We start from the raw sequence: 25,992 nt of genomic DNA on the forward strand, positions 1-25,992 counted from the left end.
TTCCAACCCCGCTCCGGCGGGGTTCTTTATGTCTGCTTTGCGATGGAGACGGCTTGATGGCGGAGCCACTGGATAGCGCGGCGCTCGATCAGTTGTTCGACAAGGCGCGCACGAACAATAAATGGCTGCCGCGCGAGGTGCCCGATGAACTCCTGGCGCAAATCGTCGACCATATGAAATGGGCGCCGACGAGCGCCAATTGCTCGCCGGTTCGAATTGTTTTCGTCAAATCGAAAGAGGCGAAAGATCGCCTCAAGCCACATCTCAGCGCAGGCAACGTCGCGAAAACAATGGCGGCGCCGGCGACGGCCATTCTCGCCTACGATCTCAAGTTCTATGAGTATTTGCCTAGGCTATATCCGCCGGCAGATGCCAAAAGCTGGTTTGTCGGAAAGAAAGAGCATGCCGATACGACGGCCTTCCGCAACGGCACGTTGCAGGGCGGCTATTTCATTCTGGCGGCGCGTGCATTGGGGCTCGATTGCGGCCCGATGTCGGGATTTAATAATGCCGGGGTCGATGCCGAGTTTTTTGCTGGAACGGAAATAAGGTCGAATTTTCTTTGTAATCTTGGTTACGGTGATCCGGCCGGCGTCTATCCGCGCTCTCCAAGATTTAATTTCGACGAAATCGCCAGGATCCTATAGTCTGTCTAAGGATGAATATTCTCTCAATCGATACCTGTTTTGATGCGTGCTCGGTGGCTGCCGGGAGGGGGCTGCGGACGCTCACTCCGTCGATCTCCTTTGCATTCGAGGCGATGCAAAAGGGGCATGCGGAACATCTGCTTCCCATGGTGCAGACCGTCATGGGCGAGGCGAACCTGGAGTTCCCTGCGCTCGACCGTATCGCCGTGACCTGTGGGCCTGGGACATTCACGGGCACGCGCATTTGCGTTTCGGCGGCGCGCGCCTTTGCGCTTGCGACTGGAGCCGAGTTCGTCGCCGTGTCCAGCCTGCGACTGATGGCGATGAGTTCGTTCATTCCTGCGGCACCCACGCGGCATGTTGCGATCGCCACCGATGCGCGGCGCGGTGAAGTCTATTTCGAGGTCTTCGACCGGCACTCGCTGAAGAGCGTCGGCGGACCGCAGTGCGCAGCCATCGAGGATGCCGCGCGTGGGCTCGGATCGTCGCCGATCGTCATCGCGGGGTCGGGTGCCGAAGCGCTCGCCGCGGCAGCGCGTCAGTTGGGCGTGGAAGCGACCGCCATCCTGCCGGGGCTTTTGCCCGATGCATTCGATCTGCTGTTCATGGCTGCCGAAATGCCGACATCGGCGACGGTCAGCCCGCTTTATCTGCGTCCGCCCGACGCAAAGCCTCCGGCGCCCAGTCCGTTCATCGGAGCCGGGGTATGAGTTCCAACGTCACGCCGTTTCGCAACGTCAAACACGCGAGCATGCTTTGGGCTGCGCCGGAGCGGGCCGAAGAAATCGCGGCGCTGCACGCGAAACTCTTCGATCCGCCGTGGGATACGGCGGCGATCAAGGGATTGCTCGAGCATCCGGCGGCGACGTCGCTGATTGCCGTTGCGGGGTCGCCGAAAGCGGTCATCGGATTCGTTATCGGGCAGCTCGCGGCGGACGAAGCGGAAATTCTTTCGATCGGCGTGGCACCGAACTGGCAGCGCGCAGGCGTTGCGGCCGGATTGCTCGAAGGGCTCGCGCGTGCGGCGCGCCGTGGCGACGCGAAGCGTATTTTTCTCGATGTTGCGGAAGATAACGAAGCGGCGCGGGCGCTTTATCAGAAGCTCGGATTTGCCGAGGTCGGACGGCGCAAACGGTATTATCATCGGGCTGGCGCGGAGCCTGTCGATGCGCTGACGCTCGCCTGGACGCTTTAGCGAAGACCGGCCGGCAAGCCCCGTATAGACGCGGCGCCCCGCGGCTGCCTATAACGCGATGAAGTCCCAGCGATTCACAGACTGAGAGCCGCCTCATTTCGATGCCGGATGCCATGTCCGCGAGACGCGCGAAAAGCCTTACGCCTATTGAATCCCGCTGCGCCGAGTATGGCCTGCGCATGACGGGACAACGCCGCGTGATCGCGCAGGTGCTTTCGGCCGCGACCGATCATCCCGACGTCGAGGAAGTGCATCGGCGTGCGCATGCCGTCGATCCGCGCATTTCGCTTTCGACCGTTTACCGGACGCTGAAACTTTTTGCGGCGAAGGGGATCCTCGAACGGCACGACTTCGGGCACGGACGCGGCCGCTACGAGACGACGATGGGCAATCATCATGATCATCTGCTCAACGTCGAAACCGGGCAGGTGATCGAATTCTCCAACGCCGAAATCGAAGCCTTGCAGGAGCGCGTCGCGCGCGAACTCGGGTTCGAACTCGTTGGGCATCGCCTCGAGCTTTACGGCGTGCCGATCGCGAAGAAGAAAACGGCGGGCCGCAAGGGCGAATGACGCCGATGGCAACGGGATCGCTGCGTGCTTCCGCCGTGCTTGCCGCCTTTTTCGGGCTGACGGTTCCGTTGATGCCGGTGCAGGCGATATTGCTTCGGGTTTCCGACAGAGCCGCACGCCGTTTTCCGCACTGGTATCACAGGCAGGTGTGCCGGCTTCTCGGCGTGAAGCTCAACATCGAGGGCAGCGTCGCGAAAGGCGCGCCGGTTCTGCTCGTTTGCAATCACACATCCTGGCTCGATATTCCCGTGCTGTCGGCGCTGGCGCCGGTGTCGTTCGTCGCGAAGCTCGAAGTCGGAAGCTGGCCGTTCGTGTCCGCGTTGGCGAGGCTGCAGCGCTCGGTGTTCGTCGACCGGACGCGGCGGCTCGCGGCCGGGGATGCGGCCAACGCGATCACGATGCGGCTGCAGCAGGGCGATACGATCGTGCTGTTCCCGGAAGGAACGTCGAGCGACGGCAATCGCGTGCTGCCGTTCAAGACGTCTTTGTTCGGCGCGGTTGCGGGCGCGACGGTTCCGGCGGCCGAGCAGGTCGTCGTGCAGACGGCGGCGGTCGTTTACACGCACATGCATGGCGTCCCCGTCACGCGCGCGGAGCGGCCGCGGATCGGGTGGTACGGCGACATGGAAATGACGTCGCACGCCTGGGGAGTTTTGAAGTCGGGGGCGATCACGGTCACGATCAAGGTCGGGCCGCCGGTGCCGCTCACGGATTTCAAGGATCGCAAGGACCTCGCCCTGAAGAGCGAACGCGCCATCCGCCGCGATGTCCTGGCCATTCTGCGCGGGCGGCCGGATGGTGACGAACTGGTGCCGGTCGAACCTTCGGAGGAAGCCCGGCGCACCAAAGTCGCGGCGCCGGTGCGAAAAAGCGACAAATGGACATGAATGGCCGCTTTTGTGCTATGCGCGTCGTTCGAACGTTCCTGTTGCAACCTTTTGCCGGCTGATCTCACGACGTGAACCGTCCCGAACGCAAAACCTATTTTCTGAAGACCTTTGGCTGTCAGATGAATGTCTATGACAGCGAGCGCATGGCGGAAACGCTGGCGCGCGACGGGTATAGCGAAACGTCCGACGTCGATGGCGCCGATCTCGTCATCCTCAATACCTGCCATATCCGCGAGAAGGCGGCGGAGAAGGTCTATTCGGAACTCGGCCGCATCCGCGACGTGAAAAACGAGCGCGCCAAGGATGGCAAGAATACGGTGATCGCGGTTGCTGGTTGTGTTGCGCAAGCCGAAGGGCCGGAGATCACGGCGCGGCAGCCGGCCGTCGATCTGGTGATTGGGCCGCAGAGCTATCATCGGTTGCCGGAACTCATCACGCGCACGACGGTCGATCGCAAGCACATCGTCGAGACGGAATTTCCGGGAGACGAGAAGTTCGCGCGCATGAAGGCGCCGCGCCGCATCTCGTCGCCGTCGGCGTTTCTGACGATCCAGGAAGGCTGCGATAAGTTCTGCACGTTCTGCGTCGTGCCGTACACGCGCGGTTCGGAATATTCGCGATCGGTTGCGAAAATCGAAGCGGAAGCGCACGAGCTTGCCCGCGCAGGCGCGAAAGAGCTCGTTCTCCTCGGCCAAAACGTCAACGCTTATCATGGCGAAGGCGCGGATGGACGAACGGCGAGCCTCGCCGATCTGATCCGGACGCTCGCTGCCATCGAAGGCGTCGAACGCATCCGCTACATGACCAGCCATCCGCGCGACATGAGCGATGATCTGATCGCCGCGCACGCGGACGTGCCGCAGCTGATGCCGTTCTTGCATCTGCCGGTGCAATCGGGGTCCGATCGCATACTCGCGAAAATGAACCGCAAGCACACGGCGGCGGAGTACGTCGATCTTATCGCGCGCATCCGCAAGGCGCGCCCCGACATCGCGCTGTCGAGCGATTTCATCGTCGGCTTTCCCGGCGAGACGGAGCAGGATGCCGAGGACACGATCGCGTTGATCGAGGCGGTGGGCTTCGCGCAGGCGTTCTCGTTCAAATACAGCGCGCGGCCGGGAACGCCCGCCGCTGGACATGGCGACCAGCTCGACGAGGCGGTGAAGTCTGAGCGGCTGCTGCGGCTGCAGGCTGTTCTCGATGCGCAGCAGGTTTCGTTCAACGCCCAGAGCCTCGGCGGGGTCGTTCCGGTCCTGTTCGAGCGCAAGGGGCGCGAGGCCGGGGAATTTGTCGGCCGGACGCCCTATCTCCAGCTCGTTCATGCCGCTGGGGAGGGCGATCTGATCGGAAAAACAGCCAATGTCGCCGTCAACGAAACCCGCCGGTCGAGCCTTTCGGGTGTCATTTCGGCGGCATAATATGACTCCCGTTCGGCCTCCTGATATGGTGGGTTAACCACAGGGAGCCGGTGCCGGGCGCGCTGGGCGCATGGTAACGTCGGTGGGCTTGGTCGATTCGATTGACGTCAAAAGGAGTGTCGGGATTGGCAGCATTTCGCGGGGCGTCCGCGCCAGCGTCGAGACGGCCCAACAAGCCGGAACAGGAAACCGCTCGCGTCGTCGTACCCTTTGAAGACAATCGCCTGCTTACGCAATTGCTGGGCGAATACGACAGCCATCTCGCACTGATCGAAGACCGCCTGGGTATCAACGCGCACGCTCACGGAAACGTCGTCATTCTGACGGGCCCGGCGAACTCCTGCGAAATTGCGCGGGGCGTCCTGGAAAAGCTTTACGCCCGCATCGCCAAGGGCGAGACGATCGGGGCCGGCGACATCGACGGGTTGATCCGCCATTCGCGTTCCGAGGACACGGCAAGCGACGGGCAGGCGCAGGTCGCGACGCGGCGCAAGGTCGTCAAGGCGCGCACGCCGACGCAAAGCACCTATATCCGGGCGATCGATAAAAAGGACTTGGTTTTCGGTCTCGGCCCGGCAGGCACGGGCAAGACCTACATCGCCGTTGCATTCGCCGCGCATTGCCTTGAGCGCGGACTGGTTGAGCGCATCATCCTGTCGCGACCGGCGGTCGAAGCGGGCGAGCGGCTGGGCTTTCTGCCGGGCGATATGCGCGACAAGGTCGATCCCTACCTCAGGCCGCTTTACGACGCGCTTTATGACGTTCTGCCACCGGAAAAGGTCGAGCGGGACATCGAGACGGGCGTCGTCGAAATCGCCCCGCTGGCGTTCATGCGCGGGCGCACGCTTTCGAATGCGTTCGTGATCCTCGATGAAGCGCAGAACACGACCAGCATGCAGATGAAAATGTTCCTGACGCGTATCGGCGAAGGCTCGAAGATGGTCGTGACGGGAGACCCGTCGCAGATCGATTTGCCGTTCGGGACGAAGTCGGGGCTCGTCGAAGCCGTCGACCTTCTCTCGAATGTCGACGATATCTCCATCGTGCGGTTCGAGGCTCAGGATATCGTGCGCCGCGATCTCGTCGCGAAGATCGTCGACGCCTACGAAAAGCCGAAGACCGGCTGATGTCGGAACCTCCACAACCGAGCATACCTCGCGTCATCGAGGTTGATGTCGTCGAAGACGATGGCGACTGGTCGTCGTTACCTGACGCGCCGGATCTGATCGCGCGCGCCGCTGCCGCCGTCGCTCAGGAACTGGGCGACAGTGATGGTTCCGGCCTCGTCGCCGTCGCGTTGTCGTCCGACGCCAGCGTCGAAGTCTTGAACGGGCAATTCCGTGGCAAGCCGAAGCCGACGAACGTCCTCTCGTTCCCGGCGGGAGAGGGCGCGCCCGACGATTTCATCGGCGACGTCATCCTGGCGGCGGAGACGGTTCGGCGCGAGGCCGACGAGCAAGGCGTTTCGCCCGAGCACCATCTGCAACATCTCGTCGTCCACGGCATTCTGCATCTTTTTGGCTTCGATCACATGTCAGCGGATGAAGCCGAGCACATGGAAGCCATTGAAATTTCTATTCTTTCAAAGCTTGGCGTCGCAAATCCCTACACGGGCGCCCTGGAAACCGGTACAAGTGGCTGACCATCCCCCCGATACATGGCTATGACTGACCGAACACACGACAAATCGACATCCGACATCCTTTCCGAAGGAGGTCGTCAGTCCAGCGTTTCCACCTGGCTGAACATTCTCCGCGCGAAGCTCGGTTTCGCCGTTCCGCAGAGCGTTCGTGATGCGCTCGAAGGGGCGCTCAAGACCGATGCGTCGACGAGCTTCACCGACACCGAACGCAAGATGCTGGAACGCCTGCTGCGTTTCGGGTCGAGCCGTGTCGTGGAGCTGATGGTGCCGCGGGCCGAGATCACGGCGCTTGATGAAAACGAGTCGATCGCCGAACTTCTCGAAACCTTCGAGGAAGCGGGCGTCTCGCGCATTCCGCTGTTCCGCGAAACGCTCGATGATCCGCGCGGCATGATCCACATTAAGGACCTGTTCCGGTGGTTCATGGCGGAAGCCTCAGGGCGTCCGGTGCGGTCGGGCAAGATCGAGGGCGGGGAGGATGCTCCGGTTGCGGGCAAAATCGTACTGCAGAACATCGATCTCAACCGGCCGATCACGACGGTCAAAATCCGCCGTCAGATCCTCTATGTGCCGCCGTCCATGCCCGCCGTCGACCTGCTGATCCGCATGCAGTCGACGCGCATTCACATGGCGCTGGTTGTCGACGAGTACGGCGGGACGGACGGGCTGGTCACGATCGAAGACCTCGTCGAGCAGGTCGTCGGAAACATCGAGGACGAGCACGATGACGATGAGGAAATCAACATCGTGTCCGATCCGAAGCTCGGCGTCGTGGCAGCGGGACGCACGGAAATCGAGGAGCTTGAAAAGCATCTCAAGCTGAAGCTGACGCCGGAAGATGAGGAAAGCGACGTCGATACGCTCGGCGGTCTGATCTTCTCGATGCTTGGCCGTGTTCCGGCGCGCGGCGAGCTGATCCATCATCCGTCGGGCATCGAGTTCGAAATTCTCGATGCCGATCCGCGGCGCGTGAAGAAAGTCAAAATTCACCCGGCGCGCGCGCTGCCGCAAAGCACGAAGGCATCAGCCGAAGCGCCGAAGGCGTGATGGAGGCGCCGAGCCAGACAGCGCTGGCGGCGTCGCCGGGAACGGCCTTGGCAGCTCTGCGCGCGCGCGTGATGGGGCTCAGCGGCTGGAAGCGCGCGGCGGTTGCGATTGCGGCGGGCGGGCTTTCGGCATTGGCGTTCGCGCCGATCTTCGCCTTTCCGGTGCTATTCCTGACGCTTCCGGTATTCGTCTGGCTGATCGATGCAAGCTCCGGATGGCGGCGCGCCGCAAGCGCCGGATGGCTGTTCGGCTTCGGTTATTTCTTCTGCAATCTGTTTTGGGTCGGGGAAGCGTTTCTCGTCGAAGCGGATAAGTTCGCGTGGCTGCTGCCGTTCGCGGTGACGCTGCTGCCCGCCGGTCTCGCGCTCTTCTGGGCCGCAGCGGCGGCGCTGGCGCGTAGATTCTGGCTGCCGGGTCTGGCGCGGGTTTTCGTGTTTGCGATTGCGCTCGGCGTCGTCGAATGGCTGCGCGGACATGTTCTGACGGGGTTTCCGTGGAACGTGCTCGGTTATGCGCTGACGTACCCGCTGCCGCTGATGCAAAGCGCGGCGCTGTTCGGAGCCTATGGGCTGACCGCGATCGCCGCTTTCGTCTTTCCAGCGCCTTTGGTGATGATGGCGGACCGGGACGAGCGGCTGCGTTTCGCGGACGTTGCACGCGCGATCGCCGTGGGTGTTGGTCCGATCGCCGCGCTTTGCCTTTACGGCGCTTGGCGGCTTTCAGCGCCGGAAGCCTTCGTTCCCGACGTCAAGCTGCGCATCGTTCAACCGAGCGTGCCACAGCGCGAGAAATGGATGGCGGAGTACCAGCGCCGTATCTTCAACGATCACATCGCGCTGTCGCTCGCCAACCCGAAGGGCGAAACGGATTCGCTCGCGGGGATTACGCATCTCGTCTGGCCGGAAGCGGCGATGCCGTTCTTTCCGCTGGAGACGCCGGCAGCGCTCGACATGCTCGCGGCGATGCTACCGCAGGGCACGACGCTCATCACGGGCGGGATCCGGCACGATCCGCCGCTCGGGTCCGACCGGCGTCTGCTTCCGGGGACGCGCGTTCTGAACAGCATTCTCGTATTCAACGAGGCGGCGAAGGTCGATGCCGTCTACGACAAGATCAAGCTCGTGCCGTTCGGCGAATATGTGCCCATGGAATCGGCGCTGTCGCACATCGGCATCGAGAAGCTGACGCACGGGCGCGGCGCGTTTGGCGAGGGCGTTACGCCGCGGCCGCTGATGACTATTCCCGGGCTGCCGCCAGCGCTGGGGCTCGTCTGTTATGAAGCATTGTTCGGCGGCGACGTCGTGCAGGGTGCGGCACGCCCGGGCGTGCTCCTCAACGTCACGAATGACGGCTGGTTCGGGCAGTCGACGGGTCCTTACCAGCACTTCCACCAATCCCGCATCCGCGCGGTGGAAGAAGGTGTTCCGCTGATCCGCGCCGCCAATAACGGGATTTCGGCTGTCGTCGATCCCTACGGCCGGGCGCTGCAGACGCTCGGTCTCGACGTCCGTGGCATCATCGATAGCGGCCTTCCGCAGGCATTGACGCCGCCGGTCTACGCGAGGGCGGGAGACTGGATGCTAGCGCTCGTCCTTGCGGCATTTTCGATGATGGCGGCCATTTCCGCTAAATTGCGCCGTTAATCAAGGATTTGCGGGCAACTTGTCACGGCATCGCTCGGCGATTGACCTTGGTCATGCGTACACCTAGGAAGTGTGCAAGCTATCTTGGGTTTTACTGTTGGCTGTAGAGCGATGGCGGACGACATTTTGATCGTAGAAGAATCAAGCGAGGAAGTTGCACGCGGATCGCGCCGTGCTAACCCCATGGACGTTCACGTCGGCTCGCGCGTCCGACTGCGCCGCATGTTGCTTGGAATGAGCCAGGAAAAGCTCGGCGAGCATCTGGGTCTCACATTCCAGCAGGTTCAGAAATACGAGAAGGGCGTGAATCGCATTGGCGCCAGTCGTCTTTTCGATCTGGCGAAGGTGCTCGGCGTTCCCGTGCAATTTTTCTATGACGAAGCACCGTCGGGTGTGCAGACGACAGGCAATGTGATTGCAGGCTTCGCGGAGCAGCCCGGCGAAAGCTACGTCGTCGATTTCCTCGGGACACGCGAAGGGCTGGAACTGAACAAAGCTTTTGCGCGGATTTCCGATCCGAAGGTTCGCCGCTCGATCGTCGATCTCGTGCGTTCGCTCGCGGGCGAGGAGAGCTGAGCAAAGCCGCGCGTCCGGTATTGCGACGCGGCTTGCGAATTTCGCGAATAGCATTCGGTCGTGGATCGGACGAACGGCTTCAGGTCCGTGAACTTGACCGCGAAAGCTAGGACTGCGACAAACCGGCGCTTTTCCGAAGGTCGGCACCTGCTACATCGGCTCTGCCTTCCGTTAGGCACATCGGAAGCAAGTTCCTTCAACATGGGGGCCAAAGTGGCGCGAAAGTCTTTCCTCTTCACAAGCGAGTCCGTTTCCGAGGGCCACCCGGACAAAGTCTGCGACCGTATCTCGGATGAAGTCGTCGATGCGTTCTATCGCGAAGGCCAGAAAGAAGGCCTCGATCCGTGGAGCATCCGCGCTGCCTGCGAGACCATGACGACGACCAATCGCGTCATCATCGCCGGTGAATCGCGCGGGCCGCGCGACGTGACGGTTGCGGCGATCGAAGCCATCACACGCAACGCCATCAAGGACATCGGCTACGAGCAGGATGGCTTCCATTGGGCGAACTGCAATATTGAAGTCCTGCTGCATTCGCAGTCGTCCGACATTGCACAGGGCGTCGACGCCAAGCAGCCGACGAACCAGGAAGAAGGCGCGGGCGATCAGGGCATCATGTTCGGATATGCCTGCAACGAGACGCCGGAGCTGATGCCGGCGCCGATCTACTATGCGCACAAAATTCTTTTCGATCTCGCAGCGGCGCGGAAGGGCAAAGTCGGCGATGCCGCGAAGCTCGGTCCGGATTCGAAGAGCCAGGTGACGGTGCGTTACGAAGACGGCAAGCCGGTCGGCGTGACGCAGATCGTCGTCTCGCACCAGCACATCGACGAAGAGCTCAGCTCGCGTCAGGTGCGCGAGATCGTCGAGCCCTACGTTCACAAGGCGCTGCCCGAGGGCTGGATCGGCAAGGATACGATCTGGCACATCAACCCGACGGGCAAGTTTTTCATCGGCGGTCCGGACGGCGACACCGGTCTCACGGGGCGCAAGATCATCGTCGATACGTACGGTGGCGCGGCTCCGCACGGCGGCGGTGCGTTCTCTGGCAAGGACCCGACGAAGGTCGACCGTTCGGCGGCATATGCTGCGCGCTATCTCGCGAAGAACGTCGTTGCGTCGGGGATCGCGGATCGCTGCACGATCCAGCTCGCTTATGCGATCGGTGTCGCGAAGCCGCTGTCGATCTACGTCGATACGCATGGCACCGGCAAAGTCGACGAAGCTGTGATCGAAGCGGCTCTCGGCAACGTCATGGATCTGACGCCGCGAGGCATTCGCGCGCATCTCGATCTCAACAAGCCGATTTATGCACGGACGTCGGCCTACGGTCATTTCGGACGTCCGGCTGACAAGGACGGCGGCTTCTCGTGGGAGCGCACCGACCTCGCGCCGAAGATCGCCAAGGCCGTCGGCTAAGGACATCGGTAAGTTCGCTTAACGGAAACGGCTGCGAAAGCGGCCGTTTTTCTTGGTTCTCAGTCGATCTATTGACCTCACTCCATGGCTGGGCGTGGCCCGGCCATCCAGAGCCAAGGCGATAACGTTCATAACTTAACCCTGGATGGCCGCCTCAAGGGCGGCCATGACGTGGGTGGAATGGTGGCGCAGGTCGTGACTGGCGACGTTGACGAAAACGACGATCACGAGCGTGAGCTTCGATCCTACGGGCGGCGCCGGGGGCGAAAGCCGAGCGCGCGTCAGGCGGCGCTGTTGCGTGACGTGCTTCCGCGCGTCGCTGTCGATCCGCAGGCATTACCCGAGGCAGTTCATACATGGCTCGAGATCGGCTTCGGCGGCGGCGAGCATTTGCTGGAGCAGGCGCGGCGCAATCCGCAGGCTCTGCTCATCGGCTGCGAGCCGTATGAGGATGGCGTCATCAAGGTGCTGACAGCCATCGAGGACGACGGCCTCAAAAACATCCGCGTTCACATGGGCGACGTGCGCGACGTGCTGCGTCAACTGGCGCCGGGCTCGCTCGATCGTGCGTTCGTTCTGTTTCCGGACCCGTGGCCGAAGCGGAAGCACCGAAAGCGGCGGCTGGTTAATTCTTCGTTGCTCGATCTGCTGGCGCGGGTGCTGAAGTCCAATGCCGAGCTTCGGATCGCGACAGATATCGGCGATTATGCGCGGACGATGCTCGAGGCTTTCCAGCATGAACCGCGCTTTATTTGGCAGGCCGAAGGACCCGACGATTGGCGCGTGCAACCCGCCGACTGGGTCGAAACCAAATACGAATCCAAGGCCGCCGAGGCCGGGCGGCGACGCTATTATTTCCGCTTTTTGAGGGCCTGAGGGCGTTCGAGAGCCTTGCGCGTTGGCTCGACTTCGCCTATCTAGCAGTCATTCCAATAACTCGATGATCAAATTGAGAGTGGACCTCCGGGCCCGCTCCAAACGAACTTTAGCTCAGGATCGCCATTGCAAGACCCGATCGCCAGCAACGCACCGCTTGAAGACAGCGGCCCTGATACGCGCCGTTTTCTGCGCGAAACGGGCGTTGCAGCCGAGGTCGCCGCAATCGTCGAACCGGTGCTCGAAGATCTGGGCTTCCGCCTGGTGCGCGTGAAAGTGCAGGGCGGCGGTGCGACGGCCGACAAGATCGTGCAGTTGATGGCGGAGCGCCCCGACGGCTCGATCACCGTTGACGACTGCGAGACGATCTCGAAGCAGGTTTCGCCGGTGCTCGATGTCGCCGATCCCGTTTCGGGTGCCTATCGCCTGGAAGTCTCATCGCCCGGTATCGATCGTCCGCTCGTTCGGCCGAGCGATTTCGAAGACTGGTCCGGTCACGAAGCCAAGATCGAATTGACCGAAGCGGTCGGCGGACGCAGAAAATTCAAAGGTATGCTCGAAGGCTTCGAGGATGGCGAAGTTCGCATCGAAGCCGATACGGGCGAGCACGGCATCCAGCATCTCGGGCTGCCGGTGCATTTGATCTCGGATGCGCGGCTGGTGCTGACGGATGAACTCATCCGCGAAGCGCTCGCCCGCGCCAAGAAACGACACTCTGACCGGCCCGGCGACGGCGCCGAACTCGACGAAGACGATCTGGAGGATTGATCCCATGGCCATGGCAGGCATCAGCGCCAACCGGCTTGAGCTTTTGCAAATTGCCGACGCTGTCGCGCGCGAGAAGACGATCGACAAGAAGATCGTCATCGAGGCGATGGAAGATGCCATCCAGAAAGCCGCCAAGTCGCGCTATGGCGCGGAGAACGATATCCGCTGCGAGATCGATCCGAAGACGGGCGAAGCGAAGCTGACGCGCGTGCTCGCCGTTGTCGAAGCCGTCGAGAACGATGCAACGCAGATCACGGTCGAAGACGCGAAGAAGCGCAACCCGGAAGCCAAAGCCGGCGACATGATCGCCGAGACTCTGCCGCCGCTGGAGTTCGGCCGCGTCGCCGCGCAGAACGCCAAGCAGGTCATCGTGCAGAAGGTGCGCGAGGCCGAGCGTGACCGGCAGTTCGCCGAGTACAAGGATCGCGTCGGCGACACCACGAACGGCACTGTTAAACGCGTCGAATATGGCAACGTCATCGTCGATCTCGGCCGCGCCGAAGGCATCATCCGCCGCGATGAAATGATCCCGCGCGAGAACGTCCGTCTCGGCGATCGCATCCGTGCTTTCATCTATGACGTGCGTCGCGAGCAGCGCGGCCCGCAGATTTTCCTGACGCGTGCGCGTCCGGAATTCATGTCGTCGCTGTTCCGCGCGGAAGTGCCGGAAATTTACGACGGCGTCGTCGAAATCAAGTCGGTCGCACGCGATCCGGGAAGCCGCGCGAAAATCGCGGTGATTTCGAAGGATTCATCGATCGATCCGGTCGGCGCTTGCGTCGGTATGCGCGGCGCGCGCGTGCAGGCGGTCGTCAACGAGCTGCAGGGCGAGAAGGTTGACATCATCCAGTGGAACCCGGATGCGGCGAGCTTCATCGTCAACGCGCTGGCGCCTGCTGAAGTCACCAAGGTCGTCCTCGACGAAGATTCCAACCGCATCGAGGTCGTCGTTCCGGAAGCGCAGCTATCGCTTGCGATCGGGCGTCGTGGCCAGAACGTGCGGCTTGCGTCGCAGCTCACGGGCTGGGACATCGACATCCTGACGGAACAGGAAGAGAGCGAGCGGCGTCAGAAGGAATTCGCGGAACGCACGCAGCTTCTCATGGATGCGCTCGACGTCGACGAAGTCATCGCGCAGCTTCTGGTGACGGAAGGCTTCGCGAGCGTCGAAGAAGTTGCTTATGTCGATATTTCGGAGATCGCCCACATCGAAGGTTTTGACGAAGGTACGGCGGAGCAGATCCAGATCCGCGCACGCGAATTCATCGAGCAGCAGGAAGCGGAGCGCGATGCGAAGCGTCGCGAACTCGGCGTTGCGGACGAGCTCGCGGAAATCCCCGGCATCAACACCGCGATGATGGTGGCGCTCGGCGAGAACGGCATCAAGACCGTCGAAGATTTCGCGGACTGCGCAACCGACGAACTCGTCGGCTGGACGGATCGCAAGAAGGACAAGGACACCGAGCCCGTCAAGCACAAGGGCTTCCTCGATGGCTTCGAGCTGTCGCGAACCGACGTCGAGAACATGATCATGGCGGCGCGCGTTCATGCCGGCTGGATCAAGGCGGAAGACCTGCAGAAGCCTGCGGAAGGCGAACCTGAAGCCGCGTCGGAAGACGCCGGCTCTCAGGGCTAAGGGAATGTTCGGAGGAGCAGACAGCGCGCGTGATGGTAGAGCGGCAAGACCAGCCAGCGTCGGACCGGGGCGACAACGCCACCGGATCCGAGCGCATGTGCGCCGTCTCGCGGCAAAGCCTTGATCCGCGCTTTCTGATCCGGTTCGTGCTGTCGCCTGACAGCACCGTCGTCCCCGATCTCGAACGCCGCTTGCCCGGGCGCGGCGTCTGGGTCGGCTGCGACCGTCGGCTTGTTGAAAAAGCCGTCAAAGCCAATACGTTCGCGAAGAGCCTGAAGACGCGTGCCGAGGCTTCATCTGACCTCGCCGAGCGTGTCGATGGCCTGATGGTTAAGCGCCTCATGGGCACGCTTTCGCTCGCAAATAAGGCGGGTTTGGCGGTGTCGGGCTTCGAGAAAGTCTCGGCGGCTTTGGACAAGGGACCTGTGGCTGTGGTGCTGCACGGGGCAGAGGCGTCGGCAGACGGGCGGTCCAAGATCGACCGGAAATTTAAGGCTATTCAAGGTTCTCGGGGGCTCACTGCAGCGATTGTCGATGTTCTGACGATCGATCAAATGAGCTTGGCTATTGGCCGCGGAAGTGTGGTACATGCTGCCCTCACACCCGGAGGCCTGTCGGATCGGTTTCTCGAGGAAGCGGAGCGCCTGACGCGTTACCGGTCCTCGGCGACAGAGACCGGCAATGGATTTTCTGAAACGCAAAGCGAAGGCTGAACGGATAACGCATGACGGATTCGAACGACCAGACCGATAAGACCATTCGCGTTGGAGCGCGCAAGCCGCTGTCGCTGCAGCGAACGGTCGAGTCTGGGCATGTGCGGCAGAACTTCAGCCACGGGCGATCGAAGTCTGTCGTCGTCGAGAAGAAGAAGACGCGGCGCTTCGGATCCGGGCCTGAAGGTGAAGCTGCGCCGGGTCCGGCGCCGGCTGAAGCACCTCCGCCTCCGGTAAGAGCGCCGTCCGCTCCGGCGCCGCGACAGCAAGCATCAAATCCAGCGCAGGCACGCACACTTTCGACCGAAGAGCGCGCGGCACGCGAACGCGCACTCGCTGCTGCGCGTGCGGAAAGCACGACGCGTGTCGAAGCAGAGCCCGTTCGTTTCGAACCGGTGCGTCCGCCCGAGCCCGAGCCGCGCGTCGAAGAAGCGCCAGTACAGAGCGCTCCGCCCGCTGCTGCGCCGCCTGCTGCAACGAAGCCGGCTGAAGCTTCGCCTGCGCCTGTCGCTCGCGAGACGACACCTCCCGCGCCGCGTGAGCGTCGTGACAACAATTCGCCGTCGTCGCGCGATGGCGGCCGTCCGCCTTATCAAAGACAGGGCGCTCGCCCGACCGGCAACACGGCCTACATGCCGCGTGAGGCCGGACGCCCGCGCGAGATCGAACTGCCGGTGCCACCGCGCCGCGGTGCGGCTCCCGCCGATGCGACGACGATCGAGAAGCCGGTTCGTCCGGCGCGGCCCGTGGTTGCCGCCCGCGAACAGGTGGAAGAAGACGATAGCCGCAAGCGCGGTCCCGGCGGCGCCAAGGTGCCGCGTCCTGCCGTCAAGACGAATGACGATGGCCGCCAGCGCCAGAAGCTGACGATCACGAACTTCGATCGTGAAGCTCAGGTTCGCTCGCTCGCCTCGCTGAAGCGTAAGCGCGAGAAGGAAAAGCTGAAGGCCATGGGCATTCAGCAGCCGCGCGAGAAAATCGCTCGCGAGGTCGTCATTCCGGAAGCGATCACGATCCAGGAACTGTCGAACCGCATGGCGGAGCGCGCCGTCGATCTCATCAAGTATTTGATGCAGCAAGGCGCGATGCATAAAATTACCGACGTGCTCGATGCCGACACGGCGGAACTCATCGTGCAGGAATTCGGCCATACGTCGAAGCGCGTTTCGGAAGCCGACGTCGAAATCGGTTTCGTCGGCGATGTCGATGCCGACGATGCGGCGCTCGAGTCGCGTGCTCCCGTCGTCACGATCATGGGTCACGTCGACCACGGCAAGACGTCGCTGCTCGATGCGATCCGGTCCGCAAACGTCGTTGCGGGCGAAGCCGGCGGCATCACGCAGCATATCGGCGCGTATCAGGTCAAAGCCTCGAACGGCGACAAGATCACGTTCATCGATACGCCGGGCCACGAAGCGTTCACCGCCATGCGTGCGCGCGGCGCCAAGGTGACGGACATCGTCGTTCTGGTCGTTGCGGCCGACGACGGCGTCATGCCGCAGACGGTCGAGGCGATCAATCACGCCAAGGCCGCGAAGGTTCCGATCATCGTTGCGATCAACAAGATCGACAAGCCGCAGGCCGATCCTAATCGCGTGCGTACCGATCTCCTCTCGCAGGAAATCGTTGTCGAAAGCATGGGTGGCGAAACGCTCGAAGTGCCGGTGTCGGCGCTGAAGCGGACGAACCTCGATAAGCTGCTAGAAGCCATTCACCTGCAGGCCGAAATCCTCGACCTCAAGGCGAACGCGGCGCGCACCGCCGAAGGTATCGTCATCGAAGCGAAGCTCGAGCGCGGACGTGGTCCCGTCGGCACGGTTCTCGTTCAGCGCGGCACGCTGCATGTCGGCGACATCATCGTCGCCGGTACGGCTTGGGGCCGCGTCAGAGCGCTGCTCGACGATCACGGCGCGAACATCGATACGGCCGGGCCGTCGGTGCCGGTCGAGGTGCTGGGCTTCGACGCCGCTCCGGAAGCGGGTGATCAATTCGCCGTCGTCGAGAACGAAGCGCGTGCGCGCGAGCTGACGGATTATCGCGTCCGCAAGCGCCGCGAGACGCTGGGTTCAGCGGGCTCGAAGAGCACGCTCGAGCAGATGATGCAGCAGCTCAAGGACGCCGAGCGCAAGGAATTCCCGCTTGTCGTCAAGGGCGACGTGCAGGGTTCGGTCGAAGCGATCGCGGGAGCGCTGCGCAAGGTCGGCAACGACGAAGTCGAAGCGCGCCTCGTGCATTCGGGCGTCGGTGGCATCACCGAGTCGGATATCGCTCTTGCGGCGGCATCGAAGGCCGTCGTCATCGGCTTCAACGTCCGCGCCAATGCACAGGCGAAACAGGCGGCCGATAACCAGGGCATCGAAATCCGGTACTACAACATCATCTACGATCTCGTCGATGAAGTGAAAGCGGCGATGTCGGGTCTTCTCGCTCCGACGAAGCGCGAGGTGTTCCTCGGCTACGCGTCCATCAAGCAGGTCTTCAACATTTCGAAGGTCGGCAAGGTCGCGGGCTGCCAGGTCACCGAGGGCAAGGTCGAACGCGGCGCCAAGGTTCGTCTGCTGCGCGACAATGTCGTCATTCACGAGGGCACGCTTGCAATCCTGAAGCGCTTCAAGGACGACGTGAAAGAAGTCGTCGCGGGCCAGGAATGCGGCATGTCGTTCGCGAACTATCAGGACATTCGCGAAGGCGATCAGATCGAGTGCTTCCAGGTCGAAACGATCGCTAGAAGTTTGTAGTCGCTCACGCGGGCTATTCCGTGCGTTGTGAAACGCACGGGCCTGCCCAGCGAGGGCGTCGCTTGCGAAGCGGCCGGTCGCCTATTCGCGCCGAAGTTTGTATGATCTGAGATAAGAGGCCGAGCGTGGTTCAAGTCCGCGGCGGTCGGAAGATGACAGAAGCGATCGAGTTACCCCTCAAATTATCGTTCCGGCTGACGCGCGCTGATATCGCGGCGTACGAAAACTTGCCGCGCGAGTTTTCGCGAGGGAGCGTGCTCGCGTTTTTTGCCGTGTTTTTCGTCTTGGGCGCCGCGCTTGGAGCGTTCGAGGATGAACTCGGCGCACTTGTTCCGCAATCATTGGCGGACTACCGCCATATCGTGCTGGTCGTCGCGGCAGCGGTCATAGCGTACGCCATGATTACGCTGGTGTTGACGCTGCGCACGAACTGGCGCATCGCGCGCGCAAAGCTGCCGTCCGACGAGACCGGGATCGATGTGTCAGAAGCGGGACTTCGGGTCACGAACGGCGCTTCTGTTCGAGATTTCGGCTGGGCTCTCATCGCGAAAGTGATCGAGACAGCGGATCACGTTTTTTTATGTCTGACGCCGCGAACGGCGCTCATCGTGCCGCTCAGGGCGTTCGCATCGCGCGACGACAAGACTGCCTTCGCCGATTTATCCGAGCGGTTGTCTCGCGGCGCCGAGGCTTGAAGAAGGATCTGGCCATGCGATCAAAACACAAAACCCTTCCGTCGAAAGCGCCGTCGCAGCGCATGCTGCGTGTCGGCGAACTCATCCGGCACAAGATTGCCGAGATGCTGTCGCGCGGCGAAATTCACGACGACGTGCTCGCCTCGCACGTCATCACGATTCCGGAAGTGCGGCTGTCGCCTGATCTGAAACTCGCAACCGTGTACGTGATGCCGCTCGGCGGCAACGACGTGAAGCCGGTGATCGAGGCGCTGACGCGCAACAAGAAATACATTCGCGCCGAGGTCGCGCATACGCTCAATCTTCGGTACGCGCCGGATCTCAGATTTCGCGAGGACGAGACGTTCGAAGAGGCAACGCGCATCGACCGGTTGCTCGATAGCGAAAAAGTACGACGGGATACGGGGAAATAAGATCGATGGGACGCCGCAAAAAGGGATCACCGGTTCATGGCTGGCTGGTGCTCGACAAGCCTCAGAACATGACGTCGACGCAGGCCGTCGGCATCGTCCGGCGCGTTTTCAATGCGCAGAAGGCAGGGCATTCGGGAACGCTCGATCCGCTGGCCACAGGCATTCTGCCGATCGCACTCGGGGAGGCGACGAAGACCGTTTCGTTCGCGGTCGATGGCGAGAAGGCGTATCGCTTCACGGTGCGCTGGGGCGCTGAAACCGAAACGGACGATACCGAAGGCGCGATTGCGAACACCAGCGATCAGCGTCCGGATCGGGCAAGCATCGAAGCATTGCTGCCGCAGTTTCACGGCGAGATCATGCAGGTGCCGCCGGCCTATTCGGCGATCAAGGTCGACGGAGCGCGGGCTTACGATCTCGCGCGTGACGGCGAAACGGTCGTGCTCAATGCGCGTCCGGTTTTCATCGATAGTCTGCAACTCGTCGATATGCCGGATGCGGCGACGAGCGTGTTCGAGGCGCGTTGCGGCAAGGGAACGTATGTGCGTGCGCTGGCGCGCGACATGGGCCGTCTGCTCGGCTGCTACGGTCACGTCATCGCTTTGCGGCGAACGCAGGTCGGTCCGTTCGACGAAGCCATCGCGGTTGCGATGGATGATTTGAAGGCGGCATCGGATGCAAACGATCCCGAGCAGTTGTTGCGCTTTCTGCAACCCGTCGAAGCGGCGCTCGCCGATTTGCCGGAGCTGCTCGTGTCGCAAAGCGACGCGGCAAGTCTCGCACGCGGGCAGACGGTGTTGATCCGGGGACGGGACGCACCGATCCTTTCGGGACCGGCTTATGCAACGTCCAAAGGGCGTCTGATCGCGCTCGGTGAACTTGCCAAAGGCGCGCTGCATCCGACGCGCGTGTTTAATCTCGGCTGAATAATCCTCGCCCCAAAGGAGATTGCCTGGTTTGTGCGGAGATGCGGACCTCCAGCATTATCTCCATGAATGGGACCTTGCTCCGGACGGCGCCGGGATTTTAACGCGCACCGCGAAGCTGCTTCCGGTTCGTCACCGTGATCATCCGGCAATGCTGCGCGTCGCGTTGACGGCGGAGGCGGCCGAAGGCGCGGCGTTGATGCTCTGGTGGCAAGGTCAAGGTGCGGCGCGCGTTTTTGCAGCCGATGACAAGGCTCTCCTGCTCGAACGTGCGACGGGTGCGCGAAGCCTTCTCGCGATGTCACAAGGCGAGCAAGACGTCGAAGCTACGCGCATTCTCTGTGACGTGATTGCCGAACTCCATGCGTCGCGCCGTGCGCCTGCGCCGCAGCTGACGTCGTTGCAAGAATGGTTCGAGCCGCTTCTTGCCTCTGCTCACCTCACCGATCAGCTCGCACGTTCGGCGGCAATGGCGCGAAAGCTACTGGCCGAGCCGCAAGACGTCGTGGCGCTGCATGGCGACGTCCACCACGAGAATGTTCTCGACTTCGGCCCGCGCGGCTGGCTCGCCATCGATCCCAAAGGACTCTGGGGAGAGCGCGGGTTCGATTACGCGAATATTTTCTGCAATCCCGACATCGAACACCCGGAGCCGGCCGTTGCCGTAAGGACGGACATTTTTCATCGGCGGCTTGCGACCGTCGGCGCGGCCGCGGGCCTCGATCGCCGTCGGCTGCTCGACTGGATCGTGGCGTGGGCCGGCCTTTCGGCAAGCTGGATCATCGCGGATGGCGACGACCCTGGCGTCGACATGGCGGTGCTATCGCTGGCGCTCGCTTGCTCAGATGCGACCTAAATAATTGAAATATAATAAAAATTAAAAGTGTCAGGGCATCTCGCAACTGCGCGGGTTTCGTGTATAAGTAGCGCCACCGCGCGGGGTGCTCGCACTCTCGCGCGGCTTTCATTTGCGACCCCGCTGGACGACATCCCGGCCGTGGCCGCTTTTTTCACACTCCAATTCGAAAGGAGCTACCGATGTCGCAGATCGCACCTCACCGCCGTGAGGCGAAAACGGCTGTCATCAAGGGCAACGCGACGAAGTCCAACGACACCGGCTCGCCGGAAGTCCAGATCGCAGTGCTGACGCATCGCATCAACGAGCTGACCGAGCATTTCAAGCTGCACAAGAAAGACAATCACTCGCGTCGCGGGCTGCTGAAGATGGTCAGCCAGCGCCGTCAGCTGCTCGACTACGTGAAGAGCAAGGACAACGCGCGTTATCAGAAGATCATCGAAAAGCACGGTATTCGCCGCTAAGCCGCGAAGTCGCTTCGCGCTCAAGACGGGGCCATACATGGCCAAACGCGCAACGATCTAGAGAAGAGAGCCGTCGGCGCCCTTGGGGTGCCGGCGCAATAGGTGTTCGTCTGGCATGAGGCCGGCGAGCAAGTCCGACCGAACAGAAAAAGCGAAAACGAAAGATCCAACATGTTTGATATCCATCGAGTCGAAATCGATTGGGGTGGCCGCAAGCTGAAGCTCGAAACCGGCCACTATGCACGCCAGGCCGACGCGGCCGTGATGGCGCAATACGGCGACACGACGGTTCTGGCGACCGTCGTCGGCGCACGCTCCGTGAAGCCCGGCATCGACTTCTTCCCGCTCACCGTGAACTATCAGGAGCGCACGTACGCGGCGGGCAAGATCCCCGGCGGCTATTTCAAGCGCGAAGGCCGTCCGAGTGAAAAAGAAACGCTGACGTCGCGGCTCATCGATCGTCCGATCCGCCCGCTGTTCGTCGAAGGCTTCAAGAACGAAACACAGGTCGTCGTGACGGTGCTGTCGCACGATCTCGAAAACGATCCCGACATTCTCGGCATGGTGGCTGCATCCGCGGCGCTGACGCTTTCGGGCCTGCCGTTCCTCGGACCGATCGGCGGCGCCCGCGTCGGCCTCGTCAACGGTGAGCTGGTGCTCAATCCGATGATCGACGAGATGAAGGACAGCGCGCTCGATCTCGTCGTCGCCGGCACTGCCGACGCGGTGATGATGGTTGAATCGGAAGCCAAGGAGCTTCCCGAGGCGCAGATGCTCGAAGCCGTCGTGTTCGGCCACAAGCATATGCAGCCCGTGATCCAGGCGATCATCACGCTCGCCGAAAAAGCCGCGAAAGAGCCGTGGGACATCAAGATCCCCGACAAGGCGAAGTATGCGGGCGAGGTGAAGAAGCTCGCCGAGAAGACGCTGAAGCAGGCGTTCTCGACGAAGGAAAAGGGCAAGCGCCAGGACCTCGTCGCGGAAGCCAAGAAGGCGATTTCGGAAGGCATTTCGATTCCTGCCGACGATCCGAACGAGAAGGTCCTGCTCTCGGATGCCTTCAAGGCGCTTGAAATGGACATCATGCGCGGCGACGTTCTGAAGACGAAGATGCGCATCGACGGCCGCGACCTGAAGACGGTGCGTCCGATCCTGTCGGAAGTTCACGTTCTGCCGCGTACGCACGGCTCGGCGCTGTTCACGCGCGGTGAGACGCAGGCGCTGGTCGTCGCGACGCTCGGCACGGGCGAGGACGAACAGTTCATCGACAGCCTCGAAGGCACGAAGAAAGAGCGCTTCCTGCTGCATTACAACTTCCCGCCCTACTCGGTCGGCGAAGTTGGACGCATGGGTTCGCCGGGCCGCCGCGAAATCGGCCACGGCAAGCTCGCGTGGCGCGCCATTCATCCGATGCTGCCGTCGCAGGAAGACTTCCCCTACACGCTGCGCGTCGTCTCAGAGATCACCGAGTCCAACGGCTCGTCGTCGATGGCGACGGTCTGCGGTTCGTCGCTGGCTCTGATGGATGCGGGCGTGCCGCTGAAGTCGCCGGTCGCGGGCATCGCGATGGGTCTGATCAAGGAAGGCGACGAATTCGTCGTTCTCTCCGACATTCTCGGCGATGAAGATCATCTCGGCGATATGGACTTCAAGGTGGCGGGCACGGCCAATGGCGTGACGTCGCTGCAGATGGACATCAAGATCACCGGCATCACCGAAGAGATCATGCGCATCGCGCTCGATCAGGCGCATGATGGCCGCATCCACATCCTCGGCGAAATGGCGAAGTCGTTGACGGGCGCGCGCGAGGAACTCGGCGAGTTCGCGCCGCGTATCGAGACGATCAAGATCCCGGTCGACAAGATCCGCGAAGTCATCGGTTCGGGCGGTTCGGTCATCCGCGAGATCGTCGCGGAGTCGGGCGCCAAGATCGACATCGAGGACGACGGCACGGTGAAGATCGCGTCGGCCAATCGCGAGTCGATCGAGAAGGCGCTGGCGCGCATTCGCGGCATCACGTCGGAGCCCGAGGTCGGACAGATCTACAAGGGCAAGGTCGTGAAGGTGATGGAGTTCGGCGCGTTCGTGAACTTCTTCGGCGCGAAGGACGGACTGGTTCACATTTCGCAGCTTGCTCCGGGGCGTCCGGAGTCGGTCGGCGCGGTCGTCAAGGAAGGCCAGGAAGTTTACGTGAAGCTTCTGGGCTTCGATGATCGCGGCAAGACACGTCTGTCGATGAAGATCGTCGATCAGGCGACGGGCCAGGAAATTCCGCGTGCGGAAGGCGAGCCGGAAGAAGTCTTCGAGAGCCGTCCGCCGCGTCGTGAAGGTGGCCGTGGCGGTCCTCGCGGTCCGCGTCGCGATCGCAACTGATCGTCACGTTCGCATGACTGAATAACCGAGGCCGCCGGACTAATATTCGGCGGCCTTTTCTTTTCCAACTCCCTCACCTCATGGCCGGGTGTGACCCGGCGATCCAGAGCTGAACGGGTGGTGGTCGTATGTGGCTCTGGATGGCTGCCTCAAGGGCGGCCATGGCGTGGCGGGGTGTAGTGCGCGCGGGTTCGCATGTCGTTGAGCGGTCTCTGCGCTGCGATCGCAGCTGATCGATTTCGAGAGCTAAAAGAAAAGGGCCACCCGCGAGGATGGCCCTTTTAATTCCGCAATTTTAGCGGCTCAGTACCAGTAGCACTTGCCGTGTCTGCAAACGTGGTTGGTGCACTGGACGCGGCCGATGCCCTTCACGTGCTTGTGCCAGCCGTTCAGGCCGCGACGGCACTTGCGATGCCAGAAGTGCGCCTGCACGACGTTCGATGATTGCGCGCTGACGTCCTTGAGCAGGCTCAGCGGAGCGGGCGAAGCCGCGTTGGCTGATGCGCTGGAAAATGCGATGGCGGCGGCGAGCGATGCTGCCGCGAGCAAAATATTCTTTTTCATTGGTGGTACTCCTCTCTCCCAAACGCCGGAGGTTTTCGGGTTATGCGCGGTGACGCTAGCCGCGCGCCATCGGGTCGCCAACAGATCAATCGCCAGGGCGCGAGAACAGTCGGCCGCTGTTGCAACTTAGCGTCTCAGGCGCAAGCCTCGGGCCTCAGGCGCGCGCGAAGGCGGGCACGTTCGGCCAGAAGACGCGGGCTTTTTCGCTGACTTCGACGGGATCGCCGGTGGTCAGGAGCGTGAGACTTCCGGATTCGTCGCCATTCAAATAATGCGACCGCCGCGCGAGATAATCTTCGAAGCTATCGGACACGACTTCGGGCTGCGAGAGGATGCGCGTGAACGGCGGCAGGTGCTTGCGAAACAGGTGCTCGACAAGCGGGAAGTGCGTGCAGCCCAGGATCGCACGATGCGGCGGCACGCCGTCCGTCTGATCTAAAAGCCCGGTGATGCCCGCGCGGACGAGTTCCTCGAGATGCGCCTCCGGCTGCTTTTCCTCGATCGCGCCCGCGAGTTCGGAGCAGATCTGCTGGACGACCGTCACCTTCGGACAGCGCTTGCCGATTTCCTCCGGATAGACGCCCGCCGTCACCGTGCGCGTCGTTCCGAAAACGCCGATGGTATCGGTGTTGTATTTCTGCGGATATTGCGGCGACGTCACCGCCCAGGGTGTCTGCGTCGCGGCTTCGACCGTCGGCGCAACGATGCCGAGGACGTTATGCGTTCCGGCCCACGGGCTTCGCGGAAGCCATTCCTGCTGCAGACGTCTCAGCGCAACGGCGGTTGCCGTGTTGCAGCCGAGCAGTACGAGCTTGGCGCCGCGCGCGAACAGATCCTCGACGCAATCGCGCGTATAACCGACGATCGCGTCCGATGGTCTGTTGCCGTAAGGAACGTGCGCGTGATCGGCCAGATACACGAAATCGGCGGCTTTGAACCGCTGAGTGAGGACGCGCAGAACGGTGAGGCCGCCAAGACCTGAATCAAAGACGCCGATCATGGCCCGAGTGTTTGCGATGCCGGACGGTGAACGTCAACGGCTTCGATTACTCAGCCGCAGCGGAAGGCGAGGCGCTCGGTCCTTTGGCTTCGCTGTCGTGCTCTTTGAGGCTCTGCAGCGACGGCATCGATACGGTGTTATAGCCGCAATCGACGAAGTGCACTTCGCCCGTCACCGCGCCGGACAGCGGCGAGAGCAGGTAGAGTGCCGAGCCCGCGACTTCGTCGAGCGTCGGAGTGCGCTGCAAGGGTGAGTTGTCGCGCTGGAAATTGAAGATGACGCGGGCATCCGAAACACCGGCGCCGGACAGCGTGCGCATCGGGCCGGCCGACAGCGCGTTGACGCGGATGCCCTGCGGTCCGAGATCGGCCGCGAGATAACGCACGGAGGCTTCGAGCGCGGCCTTGGCAACGCCCATGACGTTGTAGGACGGGACCCAACGGGTCGCGCCGCCGTAGGAAAGCGTGATCAGCGAACCGCCGTTATGCATCAGGGCCGAAGCGCGCTTCGCGATCTCGGTGAACGAGAAGCACGAGATGACCATCGAGTTGATGAAGTTCTCGCGGGTGGTGTCGGCGTAACGTCCCGAGAGTTCTTTGGGATCGGAGAACGCGAGAGCATGGACGACGAAGTCGATGCCGCCCCATTCTTCCTTGATGCGATCGAAAACGCGGTCGACGCTGTTGAGATCGAGAACGTTGCATTCCTCGATGATCTTCGCACCGAGCGACTGCGCGAGCGGCGCGGCGCGGCGACCGAAGGCACCGCCCTGATAGGTGAAGGCGAGTTCCGCGCCTTGGCCCGCGAGCACGCGTGCAATGCCCCACGCGATCGAGCGATCGTTGGCGACGCCCATGACGAGGCCGCGTTTGCCCGCCATGATCGGACCCGGCTTGGCAATATCGATATCGGTCATTGAAT

26 protein-coding genes are annotated in these 25,992 nt (G+C 62.3%); 23 read left to right on the plus strand and 3 right to left on the minus strand.

The features are described from left to right. The first annotated feature begins 56 nt into the window (after positions 1-56). The 23 genes from HDEN_RS17240 to pnp all read left to right on the plus strand — a co-directional run bounded on the left by HDEN_RS17240 (position 57) and on the right by pnp (position 23,507). The gene (locus HDEN_RS17240; protein WP_013217430.1) at positions 57-647 is read left to right on the plus strand and encodes a malonic semialdehyde reductase; all 591 of its coding nucleotides are present in this window, start codon (positions 57-59) and stop codon (positions 645-647) included. Positions 648-658: 11 nt separating this feature from the next. Next, on the plus strand, positions 659-1,357 hold the full coding sequence (gene tsaB / locus HDEN_RS17245; RefSeq protein WP_013217431.1) for a tRNA (adenosine(37)-N6)-threonylcarbamoyltransferase complex dimerization subunit type 1 TsaB: 699 nt from the start codon (positions 659-661) through the stop codon (positions 1,355-1,357). Continuing rightward, positions 1,354-1,842 (plus strand): ribosomal protein S18-alanine N-acetyltransferase, encoded by a 489-nt coding sequence (gene rimI, locus HDEN_RS17250; protein WP_013217432.1) that lies wholly within the window; start codon positions 1,354-1,356, stop codon positions 1,840-1,842. The genes tsaB and rimI overlap by 4 nt, the downstream gene beginning before the upstream one ends. A gap of 113 nt (positions 1,843-1,955) precedes the next feature. After that, on the plus strand, positions 1,956-2,414 hold the full coding sequence (locus tag HDEN_RS17255) for a Fur family transcriptional regulator (protein WP_013217433.1): 459 nt from the start codon (positions 1,956-1,958) through the stop codon (positions 2,412-2,414). Positions 2,415-2,419: 5 nt separating this feature from the next. Further along, entirely contained in the window at positions 2,420-3,301 is an 882-nt protein-coding gene (olsA, locus tag HDEN_RS17260; protein ID WP_245256678.1) for a lyso-ornithine lipid O-acyltransferase, read from the plus strand. 71 nt (positions 3,302-3,372) lie between these two features. Then, on the plus strand, positions 3,373-4,722 hold the full coding sequence (miaB, locus tag HDEN_RS17265; RefSeq protein ID WP_013217435.1) for a tRNA (N6-isopentenyl adenosine(37)-C2)-methylthiotransferase MiaB: 1,350 nt from the start codon (positions 3,373-3,375) through the stop codon (positions 4,720-4,722). Between the two features lie 125 nt (positions 4,723-4,847). Beyond that, positions 4,848-5,849 carry a PhoH family protein gene (locus tag HDEN_RS17270; protein ID WP_013217436.1) on the plus strand — a complete coding sequence of 334 codons (1,002 nt, stop codon included), beginning with the start codon at positions 4,848-4,850 and terminating at the stop codon, positions 5,847-5,849. Continuing rightward, positions 5,849-6,364 carry an rRNA maturation RNase YbeY gene (gene ybeY, locus HDEN_RS17275; RefSeq protein WP_013217437.1) on the plus strand — a complete coding sequence of 172 codons (516 nt, stop codon included), beginning with the start codon at positions 5,849-5,851 and terminating at the stop codon, positions 6,362-6,364. The genes HDEN_RS17270 and ybeY overlap by 1 nt, the downstream gene beginning before the upstream one ends. Before the next feature lie 21 nt (positions 6,365-6,385). Then, positions 6,386-7,411: a hemolysin family protein gene (locus tag HDEN_RS17280; RefSeq protein WP_244465977.1), complete on the plus strand. Its 1,026-nt coding sequence runs from the start codon at positions 6,386-6,388 to the stop codon at positions 7,409-7,411. Continuing rightward, on the plus strand, positions 7,411-9,054 hold the full coding sequence (lnt, locus tag HDEN_RS17285) for an apolipoprotein N-acyltransferase (protein WP_013217439.1): 1,644 nt from the start codon (positions 7,411-7,413) through the stop codon (positions 9,052-9,054). Before HDEN_RS17280 ends, lnt begins: the two co-directional genes overlap by 1 nt. A 111-nt stretch (positions 9,055-9,165) precedes the next feature. Continuing rightward, entirely contained in the window at positions 9,166-9,630 is a 465-nt protein-coding gene (locus HDEN_RS17290) for a helix-turn-helix domain-containing protein (protein WP_013217440.1), read from the plus strand. 201 nt (positions 9,631-9,831) lie between these two features. Beyond that, positions 9,832-11,049, plus strand: a complete 1,218-nt coding sequence (gene metK / locus HDEN_RS17295; RefSeq protein ID WP_041921718.1) for a methionine adenosyltransferase — start codon at positions 9,832-9,834, stop codon at positions 11,047-11,049. An 84-nt stretch (positions 11,050-11,133) separates the two neighbouring features. Next, positions 11,134-11,925, plus strand: coding sequence for a tRNA (guanosine(46)-N7)-methyltransferase TrmB (gene trmB, locus HDEN_RS17300; RefSeq protein WP_013217442.1), 792 nt, complete (start codon positions 11,134-11,136; stop codon positions 11,923-11,925). A gap of 126 nt (positions 11,926-12,051) precedes the next feature. Then, positions 12,052-12,693: a ribosome maturation factor RimP gene (gene rimP, locus HDEN_RS17305; protein ID WP_013217443.1), complete on the plus strand. Its 642-nt coding sequence runs from the start codon at positions 12,052-12,054 to the stop codon at positions 12,691-12,693. 4 nt (positions 12,694-12,697) lie between these two features. Further along, on the plus strand, positions 12,698-14,329 hold the full coding sequence (gene nusA / locus HDEN_RS17310; protein WP_013217444.1) for a transcription termination factor NusA: 1,632 nt from the start codon (positions 12,698-12,700) through the stop codon (positions 14,327-14,329). Between the two features lie 32 nt (positions 14,330-14,361). After that, positions 14,362-15,042 carry an RNA-binding protein gene (locus tag HDEN_RS17315; protein WP_041921719.1) on the plus strand — a complete coding sequence of 227 codons (681 nt, stop codon included), beginning with the start codon at positions 14,362-14,364 and terminating at the stop codon, positions 15,040-15,042. A gap of 11 nt (positions 15,043-15,053) precedes the next feature. Beyond that, on the plus strand, positions 15,054-17,780 hold the full coding sequence (gene infB, locus HDEN_RS17320) for a translation initiation factor IF-2 (RefSeq protein ID WP_013217446.1): 2,727 nt from the start codon (positions 15,054-15,056) through the stop codon (positions 17,778-17,780). Between the two features lie 152 nt (positions 17,781-17,932). Then, positions 17,933-18,475 (plus strand): YcxB family protein, encoded by a 543-nt coding sequence (locus HDEN_RS17325; RefSeq protein ID WP_013217447.1) that lies wholly within the window; start codon positions 17,933-17,935, stop codon positions 18,473-18,475. Positions 18,476-18,489: 14 nt separating this feature from the next. After that, positions 18,490-18,888, plus strand: coding sequence for a 30S ribosome-binding factor RbfA (gene rbfA / locus HDEN_RS17330; protein WP_013217448.1), 399 nt, complete (start codon positions 18,490-18,492; stop codon positions 18,886-18,888). Positions 18,889-18,893: 5 nt separating this feature from the next. Then, positions 18,894-19,814, plus strand: coding sequence for a tRNA pseudouridine(55) synthase TruB (gene truB, locus HDEN_RS17335; protein WP_013217449.1), 921 nt, complete (start codon positions 18,894-18,896; stop codon positions 19,812-19,814). A 31-nt stretch (positions 19,815-19,845) separates the two neighbouring features. Further along, the gene (locus HDEN_RS17340) at positions 19,846-20,670 is read left to right on the plus strand and encodes an aminoglycoside phosphotransferase family protein (RefSeq protein WP_013217450.1); all 825 of its coding nucleotides are present in this window, start codon (positions 19,846-19,848) and stop codon (positions 20,668-20,670) included. A 182-nt stretch (positions 20,671-20,852) separates the two neighbouring features. Continuing rightward, positions 20,853-21,134 (plus strand): 30S ribosomal protein S15, encoded by a 282-nt coding sequence (rpsO, locus tag HDEN_RS17345; protein WP_013217451.1) that lies wholly within the window; start codon positions 20,853-20,855, stop codon positions 21,132-21,134. Between the two features lie 171 nt (positions 21,135-21,305). Then, positions 21,306-23,507: a polyribonucleotide nucleotidyltransferase gene (gene pnp / locus HDEN_RS17350; protein ID WP_013217452.1), complete on the plus strand. Its 2,202-nt coding sequence runs from the start codon at positions 21,306-21,308 to the stop codon at positions 23,505-23,507. Between the two features lie 303 nt (positions 23,508-23,810). Here the strand turns inward: pnp and HDEN_RS17355 are convergent, their stop codons facing one another. From HDEN_RS17355 to fabI, 3 genes are all read right to left on the minus strand, one after another. Beyond that, entirely contained in the window at positions 23,811-24,071 is a 261-nt protein-coding gene (locus tag HDEN_RS17355; RefSeq protein ID WP_013217453.1) for a hypothetical protein, read from the minus strand. A gap of 154 nt (positions 24,072-24,225) precedes the next feature. Continuing rightward, a complete protein-coding gene (locus HDEN_RS17360) occupies positions 24,226-25,071 on the minus strand; it encodes a glutamate racemase (RefSeq protein WP_013217454.1) in 846 nt (281 codons plus the stop codon). 46 nt (positions 25,072-25,117) lie between these two features. Further along, positions 25,118-25,987 (minus strand): enoyl-ACP reductase FabI, encoded by an 870-nt coding sequence (fabI, locus tag HDEN_RS17365; RefSeq protein WP_013217455.1) that lies wholly within the window; start codon positions 25,985-25,987, stop codon positions 25,118-25,120. Between the last annotated feature and the right edge of the window lie 5 nt (positions 25,988-25,992).

It is taken from the genome of Hyphomicrobium denitrificans ATCC 51888 (assembly GCF_000143145.1).
Lineage (GTDB): Bacteria > Pseudomonadota > Alphaproteobacteria > Rhizobiales > Hyphomicrobiaceae > Hyphomicrobium_B > Hyphomicrobium_B denitrificans.

Excerpts from the sequence above, each read along its gene's own strand:
- HDEN_RS17240 (WP_013217430.1), top strand. The coding sequence starts at position 57 with ATGGCGGAGCCACTGGATAGCGCGGCGCTCGATCAGTTGTTCGACAAG.
- tsaB (WP_013217431.1), top strand. The coding sequence starts at position 659 with ATGAATATTCTCTCAATCGATACCTGTTTTGATGCGTGCTCGGTGGCT.
- rimI (WP_013217432.1), top strand. The coding sequence starts at position 1,354 with ATGAGTTCCAACGTCACGCCGTTTCGCAACGTCAAACACGCGAGCATG.
- HDEN_RS17255 (WP_013217433.1), top strand. The coding sequence starts at position 1,956 with ATGTCCGCGAGACGCGCGAAAAGCCTTACGCCTATTGAATCCCGCTGC.
- olsA (WP_245256678.1), top strand. The coding sequence starts at position 2,420 with ATGGCAACGGGATCGCTGCGTGCTTCCGCCGTGCTTGCCGCCTTTTTC.
- ybeY (WP_013217437.1), top strand. The coding sequence starts at position 5,849 with ATGTCGGAACCTCCACAACCGAGCATACCTCGCGTCATCGAGGTTGAT.
- HDEN_RS17280 (WP_244465977.1), top strand. The coding sequence starts at position 6,386 with ATGACTGACCGAACACACGACAAATCGACATCCGACATCCTTTCCGAA.
- lnt (WP_013217439.1), top strand. The coding sequence starts at position 7,411 with ATGGAGGCGCCGAGCCAGACAGCGCTGGCGGCGTCGCCGGGAACGGCC.
- HDEN_RS17290 (WP_013217440.1), top strand. The coding sequence starts at position 9,166 with ATGGCGGACGACATTTTGATCGTAGAAGAATCAAGCGAGGAAGTTGCA.
- metK (WP_041921718.1), top strand. The coding sequence starts at position 9,832 with ATGGGGGCCAAAGTGGCGCGAAAGTCTTTCCTCTTCACAAGCGAGTCC.
- trmB (WP_013217442.1), top strand. The coding sequence starts at position 11,134 with ATGGCTGGGCGTGGCCCGGCCATCCAGAGCCAAGGCGATAACGTTCAT.
- nusA (WP_013217444.1), top strand. The coding sequence starts at position 12,698 with ATGGCCATGGCAGGCATCAGCGCCAACCGGCTTGAGCTTTTGCAAATT.
- HDEN_RS17315 (WP_041921719.1), top strand. The coding sequence starts at position 14,362 with ATGGTAGAGCGGCAAGACCAGCCAGCGTCGGACCGGGGCGACAACGCC.
- infB (WP_013217446.1), top strand. The coding sequence starts at position 15,054 with ATGACGGATTCGAACGACCAGACCGATAAGACCATTCGCGTTGGAGCG.
- HDEN_RS17325 (WP_013217447.1), top strand. The coding sequence starts at position 17,933 with ATGACAGAAGCGATCGAGTTACCCCTCAAATTATCGTTCCGGCTGACG.
- rbfA (WP_013217448.1), top strand. The coding sequence starts at position 18,490 with ATGCGATCAAAACACAAAACCCTTCCGTCGAAAGCGCCGTCGCAGCGC.
- truB (WP_013217449.1), top strand. The coding sequence starts at position 18,894 with ATGGGACGCCGCAAAAAGGGATCACCGGTTCATGGCTGGCTGGTGCTC.
- rpsO (WP_013217451.1), top strand. The coding sequence starts at position 20,853 with ATGTCGCAGATCGCACCTCACCGCCGTGAGGCGAAAACGGCTGTCATC.
- pnp (WP_013217452.1), top strand. The coding sequence starts at position 21,306 with ATGTTTGATATCCATCGAGTCGAAATCGATTGGGGTGGCCGCAAGCTG.
- HDEN_RS17355 (WP_013217453.1), bottom strand. The coding sequence starts at position 24,071 with ATGAAAAAGAATATTTTGCTCGCGGCAGCATCGCTCGCCGCCGCCATC.
- HDEN_RS17360 (WP_013217454.1), bottom strand. The coding sequence starts at position 25,071 with ATGATCGGCGTCTTTGATTCAGGTCTTGGCGGCCTCACCGTTCTGCGC.
- fabI (WP_013217455.1), bottom strand. The coding sequence starts at position 25,987 with ATGACCGATATCGATATTGCCAAGCCGGGTCCGATCATGGCGGGCAAA.